Below are 10,745 nucleotides of genomic sequence, written 5' to 3'. Positions count from 1 at the left end.
TTAATAAAAGTAGACTAATAATTGGAATCGACCATCATGATTTCATTACTTTGTTCCAATCAATATCGTATCCGGTTTCTTGAAGTTCCCGGCCCAACGCCTGCTTCCAATTACCCTCCATCGATTCATAAACCACTCCAGCGTAATCAGTCGGAATTTTCAATGTCCCTCGCTTGAGCGCGTAGACTTTCCCTCGCCCAAGTCGACCAATGAAATATCCGAGCTCTAGGATCACATTTTACCGAGCACGTGGCTCGGGTGTTCCCCCACGAACGCAGCCCTCATCATCAGGAGTGAGCAGCACCACAGCAAATCCAACATCACCGTATGCCTCTACTTTCTCGATGACGGTTCTCCCCCGGTTTGCTTGCTCATGCAAAATGACGGCTTCAAAACCAATTCTTTCGAGAAAACGAGCAACCATTTCGCGTGAACCATCATCATGGCCATGAACCACGAACACGCGCCTGAGAGCGCTTCATAAACGGCCAATGTAGAAGTAGTGCCGTCGAATTCGAGCACAACGTCTGCAAGATCCTCTCTCAACGTCCGCGGGGCTTGATTTAGGAGAGCGATAGCTGTCTTGATGTGCTTCTCGATCGGCGCAATGTAATCGGGCGAGACGTCACCCGCCCAGAACCGTGGGTAGCACGTGAACTGAGCAGCACCTTGAAAATGGTTGTAGGTGGATGTGTTTCGCCAAAACATCGTACCAAGGTGTCCTTGATGGCTATCTCTAGACCTTCAAGCTCGCGCGTATTACCGCAACGAACTGTGTTCACCTCAAATGCTTCAAGCTCAGAAATTCGATCTTGGAGTCGATCGATTTCTCGCTCAATATTTTGACGGGACGGTTGAGGCTTTACAGCAGTTGCCATCGCTGGGGGCTTAGCTCGAGCCATCGAGGACATACTCCTTTAAGTGGTGAAGGCATTATTCCATAATGGGAAATGTGCCAGTATCCATCAGGCTGTATCTCTGCATGTATCCCTGACCATAAAACCTTGCTGCAAGCTAAGGTTTATATGGTGCCCTACAGGCTCCCTCGGGCACCATCTTAAAAAAGTGGGTGGTCAGTTGACTCACTGCTCAGCGCCCATTATTAAGCTCAAACACAATCCCCTGTGGGAGCTGACCTGAACTGCGACAGCGCCAGCCCCATACCCTCAAACCACCTCCCTACACACCCGCCGCGTCCCCCTCCTCCACCACCTCATCCGGCAAATATCGAAAACGGCCACGCTCCTTTCTCATGCGAACGGACAGCAGTTCTGCGCGGGCTGAGAAACCGGGACAATACGACCCCGGCAAACCCAAAGCTCTCCCACACACAGCGACAGGCCACAGACATGCGCGCACAAAAAGCGCCAACCATCGAATACCTGTGGCGAGCAATGTCCGGTGAACCGCCCGGAGCGTTACGAGCGTTCGGAGGAAGAAAATTCTCACCTCAGCCCAACATCCACCTTCACTTATGCAAGATCGCCAGATAAATATCCTCCAACGCCATGATGCGCTGAGCGGCGTTGAGCTTGATGGCTTCCTTGGGCATGCCGAACACCACGCAACTGGCTTCGTCCTGGGCGACTGTCGCGGCCCCGGCCTCAAGCATTTCTTTGAGCCCGCGTGCGCCATCGTCGCCCATGCCCGTCATGATGATGCCGGTGGCATTCCTGCCGGCGAACCGGGCCACCGAGCGAAATAGCACATCCACGGAAGGCCGGTGCCGGTTGACCAGCGGTCCATCGATAACCTGAGCGTGATAATAGGCGCCGCTGCGGGTGACCATCAGGTGCTTGCCGCCCGGTGCGATCAGGGCCAGGCCGGGCAGGATACGGTCGTTATTGCGTGCTTCGCGCACCTCGATCGCGCAGACGCTGTTGAGGCGCTCGGCGAACGAAGCGGTGAACTTCTCGGGCATGTGCTGCACGATAACCATACCTGGACACACGCGCGGCAGTGCCGTCAGCACGGCTTCCAGCGCTTGGGTGCCGCCGGTGGAGGTGCCGATGGCGACGATACGCTCGGTGGTCTGGGCCATGGCATGGCCATTGCCGGCAGGCAGGATCGCATCGGCACTGAGCTTGCTGGCCGGGGTCAATGGCGGGCTGACGCTGCGCTTTCCCAGGTTCTTGACGTTGGAGTTCGCTGCGGCCCGGATCGCTGCCACCAACTCGGCCGCCGACTCAATCAGGAAACTCTTTAAACCGGTTGAGGGCTTGGTGATGATTTCCACTGCGCCCGCCGACAGCGCCTGCAGGGAGGTTTCGGCGCCTTTCTGGGTCAGCGAGGAACAGATCACCACCGGCGTCGGCCGCTCGCTCATGATTTTCTTGAGAAACGTGATGCCGTCCATGCGCGGCATTTCGACGTCCAGCACGATCACATCCGGCCATTCTCGAGCGAGTTTGTCCATGGCGAAAATTGGGTCGGACGCGGCACCCATGACGTGGATATCCGGCGTATCGCTGAGAATCGCCAGCAGTACCTGGCGCACCACGGCCGAATCATCGACCACCAGCACACTGATTTTTTTGGTAGGCATCTTCTTGAAGTAATCCCATTGGTTGGTGCCGAACCCAGACGTTGCCGTTCCACAGGTCGAACATGATCGTGCGGTAACCGGTACTGCCCATGTCCTGGGCTGTCAGGTGCAGGTGATAGCGCTCGGCCAGGGCCAGCGCTGCGCGAATATTCAGGCTGGCCACGTCCTGCGTCGGCAGGCGGCGGTGCAGATCAGGAAACATCTCGCCGCCGCCGAACAACTTGACCTGGTAATCCCGTGCATGCGTGCCATTGACTTGCGCGTGGCGCAGCAGCAGTTCCAGGGCTTCGTCGGCATACCTGCCATCCAGGGGTTGATGCTTGCGCAGGCGCCCCGGCAGCATGAAGTGACACATGCCGCCGATCAGCCGTTGCGGATGCCAAAAGGTGATCGCCACGCAGGAGCCGAGCAAGGTACGCAGGCGCGTCGGCCGCGTCGCAAAGCTGACTTGGCCAGGCGCCAATATCACTTCGGTCGTACCCACAGGCTTTTTCATGGCTTGCGGTAAATCGACGGTGCCACCAGCTTCAAGGTGTCATTGACACCGTGGAGGCTTTCCGAGTGGCTGATGATCAAGTAACCACCGGGTTTGAGCAGCGGCAACAGACGCGCGACCACCTGGCTCTTGGTCTGCTGATCGAAATAAATCATCACGTTGCGCAGGAAGATCACCTCAAATTCCCCCAGAACCGGCAGCGCTTCGTTAAGGTTGACCTGGACAAAATTGACGCGGCTGCGCAAGGCCTTGTCGATCAGGACGGTGCCCTCCTGGCGACCAACGCCCTTGAGGCAATACTTGACCAGCAGCGGCTGGGGCAATGTCTCGATGCGTTCCATTGAGTAATGCCCTGTGCGCGCCTTGGCCAGCACTTGGGAGCTGATGTCCGAGCCGATCACTTCCCAGGGCGTGGTGCCGAGGCTTTCGGCCAGGGTCATCGCCAGGCTGTAGGGTTCTTCACCCGTGGAACTGGCCGCACTCCACACGCGAAACATCCGGCCCGGCGCGGCCTGGGGCAGCACGTGCTGACGCAGGAAGTCGAAGTGCTTGGGCTCGCGAAAAAAATAGGTTTCGTTGGTGGTCAGCAAATCCAGCGCAACCTGCAGTTCGCCCTTGCGCTGGTCATTCATGATCAGCTTGAAATACTCACCATAGCTCTGCAGCTCATAGTGCTTGAGGCGTTTGAACAGGCGACCGGCCACCAAGGCTTTCTTGGCCGGCGACAGGTTGATGCCGGCCGCGCGGTACAGCCAGGCCTGGAACTGACCGAATTCACGATCGTCGATGGAGACGGTGTCTGACATGATCGAGCCTCAACGCGGGTCGAGGTCAGGGGCTGGCGCCTGGCCGGCCTCGGCCAGGCTGGACATCTCGTCGATGGACAGCACCTTGTCCACTTCCAGCACGATCACGAATTTACCGTCGACCTTGGCCATGCCACTGATGAAATCGGCGCGAATTCGCGCACCGAAGCTGGGGGGCGGTTCGATCTGCGTGGCCGGAATCTCTTGCACGGCAGACACCGTATCGACCAGCAGCCCGATGTCCTGTGGCTGACCGTCCTCGGTACTCGCCTCGATGATGATCACGCAGGAGCGCCGGGTGATAGCTGAGTTGGCCCGACCAAAGCGTGCCGACAAGTCCACCACCGGCACCACCGCGCCGCGCAGGTTGATCACCCCGCGCACAAAAGACGGCATCATCGGCACCACGGTCAGGCTGCCGTATTCGATAATTTCCTTGATCCCCAGGATGCCGATGGCGAACATTTCGCCGCCCAGCATGAAGGTCAGGTACTGCGCATCCTCATCGACCGCCACCGCGGTCTGCCGAGTCGTCATTACTGCACCCATGTCACTACTCTCCCTTGTAGGCGCGCATCGATCGTGCGATCAGAAGCGGGTGAAGTCCGATTCGTCCGGGGCACTGGCCATGGTGTAGGCGAACGCCTTGCGCGGCGCCGTTGGTTTAGGGCGTGGCGGCTGACGGTTGGGCGTGCTGCCAGGGCTGTCCGCGCCGGCGCTTTGACCCGCGACCTTGGACGCGGAATCCAGCACGAAGAAACTCATGGCCTGTTGCAGTTGCTCGGCCTGGCTGCTCATTTCTTCGGCCGTGGCCGCCAGTTCCTCGCTGCTCGAGGCGTTTTGCTGGGTCACTTGGTTGAGCTGGGTCATCGCCGTGTTGATCTGCGCGACACCGGCGGCCTGTTCTTCGGATGCAGCGCTGATTTCCTGCACAAGGTCGGACGTCTTGTTGATGGAAGGCACCATTTCGTCGAGCAACTTGCCGGCTTTCTCGGCCATTTCCACGCTGCTGGAGGACAGTTCGCCGATTTCCTGGGCGGCTACCTGACTGCGTTCGGCCAGCTTGCGCACTTCGGCGGCCACCACGGCGAAACCCTTGCCGTGCTCGCCGGCCCGAGCGGCCTCGATGGCGGCATTGAGCGCGAGCAGATTGGTCTGGTAGGCGATGTCATCGATGATGCTGATGCGCTGGGCGATTTTCTTCATCGCCACCACCGTCTGCTGTACCGATTCGCCGCCCTCGGTGGCTTCCTTGGCCGCTTTGCTGGCCATGCCATCAGTGACCTTGGCGTTTTCGGTGTTTTGGTTGATGCTGGCGCTCATCTGCTCGACCGACGCACTGGTTTCCTCGACACTGGCGGCCTGCTCACTGGTGGCCTGGCTCATCGATTGCGCGGTGGCGCTGACCTGTTCGGAGGCGCTGGCGAGGTTATCGGCGGCGTTACGCACTTCGCCGATGATATGTGCGAGCTTGCCGACCATGTTACGCATGGCGTTGAGCACCAGGCCGGTTTCATCTTTGCCACCTGGCTCGATGTGCGCGTTAAGGTTGCCTTCGGCCAATTGCTCGGCGGCGCTGGCAGCTTGGCGCAACGGGCGGGAAATGATCCGCGCGATGAATATCGCCAGGCCCAGACCGATCAATAGGGACGCGACCAGTACCGCGATGATCGACATGCGTGAGCTTTCATACAGCACCGAGCCCTTGTCACCCGCGGCAGTCGCACCGGCGTCATTGAGCTCGACCATTTTCTGCAGGCGGCTGGTCACCTCATCGAAATGCCCTTTGGATTCTCCCCTGAGCAAACTGCGCGCCTGGGCTTCCTCGTTCTGACGGGAAAACTCCAGTACCTGCTTGCTGCTCGCAATGTAGGCGTCCCATGCGCTTTTCACGCTGAGCATGAGTTGACGATCTTCATCGTTCGACAACAATTGCTCGTAGGTCTGCATGCGGGTTTCGAACTGCTGGCGCGCCTCGATGGCTTCGCGTTCGGCCTGGACCTTTTCTTCGGCAATCTCGGTACTGATGTGGCGGTTTTCTTTCAAGCGATAGTTGGCGGCAAAAAAACGCATGCCTGCCGCTGCGCGCATGGAGGGCATCCAGTTGCCCTTGATGTCCTGGGCGGCCTGGTTGACGGCACCCAGCTGAAGGATCGCGAAGGCGCCCATGGCCCCGGTCAGCGCCAGGACCACCAGGAACGAGCTGATCAGCTTGGTGGAAATTTTAAGATCGTAGAACCATTTCATCGGGGAACCTCCATGGAATTGCAAAGACGTCAGCGGGCGACGAACGTTGGCGATTGAGGCGCCTGAGCCGTGCGGGCTTCCAGTTGTACGATTTGATTGAGCAGTGCAGGTACATCCAGGATCAGGGCCACCGCGCCGCTGCCCAGGATGGTCGAGCCACTGATACCACGCAGTGCGCCGAACAGCTTGCCCAGGGGTTTGATCACGGTCTGGAACTCGCCGTGCAGGTCATCGACCACCAGCCCGGCCTTGTGCTCGGCATAGCGCACCACCACCACGTTCTGACGGCGCGCGGCCGGGCCTTCGTGGCTGAAGTGGTCGCGCAGGTCCACCAGTGGCAGCACCTCGCCACGCAGGTCCAGATAGCCCTGGTCGCGGCTGGACTGGCGCTGGCGTTCATCCAGTTCGATGCATTCCTGGACCATGTCCAGCGGAATCACGTAGGTGGATTGGTCGATGCCGACCAAGAAGCCATTGATGATCGCCAGGGTCAGCGGCAAACGAATGCGTACCATCGTGCCCTGGCCGGGGCGGCTGTCGAGGTCCACGGTGCCGCGCAACAGTGTGATATTGCGCTTGACCACGTCCATGCCGACGCCACGCCCGGACAGGTTGGTGACGGCCTCGGCGGTCGAGAAACCCGCTTCGAAGATCAGGTTGTAGACCTCCTGATCGGTGAGCACCGCGCCGCTGGCCACCAGCCCGCGCTCCTCGGCTTTTTCCAGAATGCGGTCGCGGTTGAGACCGGCGCCGTCATCGGCGATTTCGATGACGATGCTCCCGGAGTCGTGATAAGCATTGAGGCTCAGATGCCCCTTGCTCGACTTGCCCGCCGAACGTCGCGCATCGGCGCTTTCGATACCGTGGTCCATGGCGTTGCGCAGCAGGTGCATCAGCGGGTCGCCGATCTTCTCAACCACGGTCTTGTCCAGCTCGGTTTCCGCGCCGCTGATGATCAGCTCAATGTCCTTGCCCAGTTCCTGACTGACATCGCGCACCACGCGGCGGAAGCGGTTGAACGTGTCGCCAATAGGGATCATGCGCAGGTGCAGGGCGCCATCGAGGATCTCTTCCACCAGCCCCGACACCGTCGAGGTGGCCTCCTGCAGCGGGTCGTTGTTACAGGAGCGCGCCAACAGGCTTGCGCCGGCGCTGGCGATCACCAATTCGCCGACCAGGTTGATCAACTCGTCGAGCTTGTCGGCGTTGACCCGCACATAACTGCCGTCGCGGGTTTTGGCCTCGCTGTTCGCCGGCAGGCGCTGGAGCGAGGCGGGGGCCGGACCTGGCTCGGCTTGCGCGATCAGGTCACTGCCGAGGGCGACGCTGCTTTCGGGCGTTTCGTCGACCGCGCTGATGTGCACCTCACAGTCGTCGCGCACGAAGTCGAACACTTCGTTGAGCGTGGCATGGCTGGCCGTCGAACGCAGGTCGATCTCGAAGCCCAGGTAGCAGCTTTCCGGGTCCCAGTTCTCCAGGGCGGGGATGCTGTCGGTCAGCGTGGTGACCTGCACCATTTGCCCCAGCGTATCGAGGTAGCGCAGGAACGACAGCGGGTCCATGCCATTACGGAACACGTCCACGCCGAAACGCAGAGAAATATGCCAAAGCACTTCGGCCCCCGTGTCGTCGTCCACCGCAGCGGGTACGACGTCGGCAGTGGCGCTGTGCAGCGGCTGATAGGCGCTCAGCGCCTCGCGCAAGGTCTCACCGCGCTCCAGCGCGGCCGGGGTCGGCACCTCACCGCGGCTGGCGACCACGTCGATCAGTTCAAGCATGTGGTCGCCGCACTTGAGCAGCAGCGCGATCAAGGCGGCGTCCACCGCCACACTGCCATCGCGCAGGCGGTCGAGAACGTCTTCGACGATATGCGTGAACCCCACGATCGACGCGAGGCCGAACAGTCCGGCGGATCCCTTGATGGTGTGCGCGGCGCGGAAAATCGCGCCGATTGCATCCTGGTCGCCGGGCTCGCTTTCCAGCTGCAGCAGGGATTGCTCCATGGCATGCAGCAGCTCGCGCGCCTCGACGATGAAGGTCTGCAGTGCCTGATCGAGATTGATGCTCACCTGGACTTTCCTTGTCGATCAATGGACGGGACAGTGCCGATTAAAGCGCGGCGCTGCGACACAGTTGAAGCGCCTGCATGACCGCATGGCTATGGCCGGTCACACTCAAGGCGGTGCCGGCAATGCCGGCTTCACGCTGGATGACTGCCAGCAACTGCAGGCCGGCGCCATCCATTTCCGTCACCTGGGACAGGTCCAGTTCCAGGCGCGGCGCCGCGCCCATCTGCGACAACAACGCGCCTGCCATTTCAGCGACGGTGTAGATCGTGAGTTCGCCGTCGATGCCCACATGGGCGGTGTCGTCGATGGTTTCGTGAGTGATCGGCATGTTGGCCTCCCTGGCGCCGGGTGTCAGGGCAGGATCAATTTGGAGACCGCCGCCAGCATCTGCGCCGGCTGGAACGGCTTGACCACCCACGCCTTGGCGCCCGCGGCCTGGCCTTCGGCCTTCTTCGATTCCTGAGACTCGGTGGTCAGCATGATGATCGGTGTGAACTTGTAGTTGGCCAGCTTCTTGACCTCCTTGACGAAGGTGATGCCATCCATGTTGGGCATGTTCACGTCGCTGATGATCAGGTGCACTTTTTGCCCGGTCAGCTTGTTCAGGGCGTCCTTGCCGTCACTGGCCTCGATCACGTCGTAACCGGCGCTTTTCAAGGCTATGCCGACGACTTGCCGCACACTGATGGAGTCGTCAACCACTAATACACTCTTCGCCATGATGTACTCCTAAAAGAAAGTGATGTCTTGAGCGTTCTGCTGCACCGCCGCCTCTCCATGATGGAGGCGCCGTTGCTCGTCGGTGGCATAGGTGGTTTCCATGCGCGCCAGCCATTGGCGGGCGTCGATGGCCATCGGTTGGTCCGGGGTCTGGTTGGCCTGCAGGAGATGGTCATGCAGGGCGTGCATGTTGTCGCGCACGTGACTGAGGATCTGGCTGACCCGGTCCTGGAATTGCAGGTTGACCAACACTTCGGTCATCTCATCCCGGATGCCATAGCTTTCCTGCTTGAGCAGGTCGGCGGATTCGGCCAGACGCCCAGTGATGTTCTGGAAGCGTGTGAGCACCATCTGAATACTGTTTTCGGACTCGGCCACCGAATGGCTGTCCTGGTCGGCACTGCTGGACGCGGCCTGCACCAATTGAGTAATGGCGTTATTGATGATGTCGACCTTGGCCGACATCTGCTGGCCCGTTTCACTGGATTTACTCGACAGGCTGCGCACCGCATCGGCTACCACCGCGAAGCCGCGACCGGCCTCACCGGCACGCGCCGCTTCGATGGCCGCGTTGAGGGCCAGCAGGTTGGTTTGTGCGGCAATCGCCGCCACATCAGCGGCCATGGTGCGCAGTTCGCCCGTGTAGGCGGTCAGGCTGCGCACTTGGGCCAGGGTCTGGTCACGGCTGATTTGAGTGGCCTTGAGCGAATTGATCACCTGGCTCAACTCGCTGTCACTGCGCGCCAGCACCTCAAGCGCACCGTCGGCGGCCTGTCCGTCCAGTTCGCCGGCCGCGTGCTGCGACGCTTGTACCGTTTCCTGCAAGCGTGTGGCGATCCCGGTGAAACGGTTCGCCAGGCTCACAATCGCTTCTTCGGTCTGATGGCGAGAGCTTTCCACCTGCTTGGCCCAGATGGGCATGGCGCCCAGCAATACCTCATCAAGCTGTGCCCGAGAGGCCGTGCCGTTATGCACATCCGCACTTGACTGGTCCGCCTGCGCCTGCGCAATCGCTCGCTGCAGTGCGTTGCGCTGTGAAACCGCGCTCCAGGCACAGGCACCGAGGCCGATCATCACCAGTGCCGTGCAAGCCACCAGATTGGCTGGCGAGGTTGATTGCACGAGTATCCACAAAACGGCCGGCACGACCGGGACCAAGGCGAACCAACGGAAACGAGGATAAACGGAAGGGGGCAGGCGGCTGGATGAGCGTTGGGGCATGGGTTCGGTCCTTGAACAGTGCTGCGGATGTAATCAACATAGAGTTTATCCGCCCCTAGCGCCTCAACTTTAGGACTGGTGAGTGCCTTCCGTCTGGTTTATGACCGGTGTGTGACTGAGCAGGGCGTTAAGTGTAGGTGACGCCAGCCGACACGCTCAGGCTGCTTGCAGGATCGTACAAGCGCCCTTGATACCTCGTTCGCTAACCTGACGACTCTTAACCAGCAGAGTCTCCGACATGTCTCAGTCACAGCCCCCGACAAAACCCATAAATCTCATCCAAAAAGCCGACCTGATCGACCAACCCTGGAGCCCACGCGTCGTCGCGCAGATGAACGACTACCAATTCAAAGTCGTCCGCATCGAAGGCGAGTTCATCTGGCACTCCCACCCCGAAACCGATGAGGCCTTCCTGGTACTCGACGGCACCTTGCGTATCGACCTTCCAGACGGCCCGGTCTATGTCGCACCGGGTGAGCTGTACGTGGTTCCTCGCGGCGTAGCGCACCGCACAGCCGCAGAAGGCGAGGCCAAGCTGATGATGATCGAGCCACGGGGCATTTTGAATACCGGGCATGAAGGTGGGGAGCGTACGGCTGTGAATGACCAGTGGATCTGAGGCTGGCGTCGCCTGCTCGCTC

10 protein-coding genes and 1 pseudogene are annotated in these 10,745 nt (G+C 60.2%); 1 reads left to right on the top strand and 10 read right to left on the bottom strand.

What is annotated here, in order from left to right; all coding sequences use genetic code 11:
• Positions 1-34 precede the first annotated feature (34 nt).
• The 10 genes and pseudogenes from AC3ZU9_RS02250 to AC3ZU9_RS02205 all read right to left on the bottom strand — a co-directional run bounded on the left by AC3ZU9_RS02250 (position 35) and on the right by AC3ZU9_RS02205 (position 9,804).
• Positions 35-424: pseudogene (locus tag AC3ZU9_RS02250) on the bottom strand (TIR domain-containing protein).
• Between the two features lie 1,044 nt (positions 425-1,468).
• A complete protein-coding gene (locus tag AC3ZU9_RS02245; protein ID WP_046035228.1) occupies positions 1,469-2,545 on the bottom strand; it encodes a protein-glutamate methylesterase/protein-glutamine glutaminase in 1,077 nt (358 codons plus the stop codon).
• Positions 2,508-3,041 (bottom strand): chemoreceptor glutamine deamidase CheD, encoded by a 534-nt coding sequence (cheD, locus tag AC3ZU9_RS02240; RefSeq protein ID WP_015885767.1) that lies wholly within the window; start codon positions 3,039-3,041, stop codon positions 2,508-2,510. The genes AC3ZU9_RS02245 and cheD overlap by 38 nt, the downstream gene beginning before the upstream one ends.
• Positions 3,038-3,847, bottom strand: coding sequence for a CheR family methyltransferase (locus tag AC3ZU9_RS02235; RefSeq protein WP_490090269.1), 810 nt, complete (start codon positions 3,845-3,847; stop codon positions 3,038-3,040). The genes cheD and AC3ZU9_RS02235 overlap by 4 nt, the downstream gene beginning before the upstream one ends.
• 9 nt (positions 3,848-3,856) lie before the next feature.
• Positions 3,857-4,396, bottom strand: a complete 540-nt coding sequence (locus tag AC3ZU9_RS02230; protein WP_046035226.1) for a chemotaxis protein CheW — start codon at positions 4,394-4,396, stop codon at positions 3,857-3,859.
• A gap of 39 nt (positions 4,397-4,435) precedes the next feature.
• A complete protein-coding gene (locus AC3ZU9_RS02225; RefSeq protein WP_046035225.1) occupies positions 4,436-6,094 on the bottom strand; it encodes a methyl-accepting chemotaxis protein in 1,659 nt (552 codons plus the stop codon).
• 29 nt (positions 6,095-6,123) lie between these two features.
• The gene (locus AC3ZU9_RS02220; protein ID WP_490090268.1) at positions 6,124-8,163 is read right to left on the bottom strand and encodes a chemotaxis protein CheA; all 2,040 of its coding nucleotides are present in this window, start codon (positions 8,161-8,163) and stop codon (positions 6,124-6,126) included.
• Between the two features lie 40 nt (positions 8,164-8,203).
• On the bottom strand, positions 8,204-8,491 hold the full coding sequence (locus AC3ZU9_RS02215) for an STAS domain-containing protein (RefSeq protein ID WP_490090267.1): 288 nt from the start codon (positions 8,489-8,491) through the stop codon (positions 8,204-8,206).
• A 23-nt stretch (positions 8,492-8,514) separates the two neighbouring features.
• Positions 8,515-8,883: a response regulator gene (locus AC3ZU9_RS02210; protein ID WP_015885773.1), complete on the bottom strand. Its 369-nt coding sequence runs from the start codon at positions 8,881-8,883 to the stop codon at positions 8,515-8,517.
• Between the two features lie 9 nt (positions 8,884-8,892).
• Positions 8,893-9,804, bottom strand: coding sequence for a methyl-accepting chemotaxis protein (locus AC3ZU9_RS02205; protein ID WP_370636472.1), 912 nt, complete (start codon positions 9,802-9,804; stop codon positions 8,893-8,895).
• 538 nt (positions 9,805-10,342) lie between these two features.
• Between AC3ZU9_RS02205 and AC3ZU9_RS02200 the strand changes: the two genes are divergently transcribed.
• Positions 10,343-10,723: a cupin domain-containing protein gene (locus AC3ZU9_RS02200; protein ID WP_015885775.1), complete on the top strand. Its 381-nt coding sequence runs from the start codon at positions 10,343-10,345 to the stop codon at positions 10,721-10,723.
• Positions 10,724-10,745: the final 22 nt, after the last annotated feature.

Source organism: Pseudomonas sp. A39, assembly GCF_058145955.1.
This window is presented reverse-complemented; position numbering and strand designations above follow the sequence as displayed.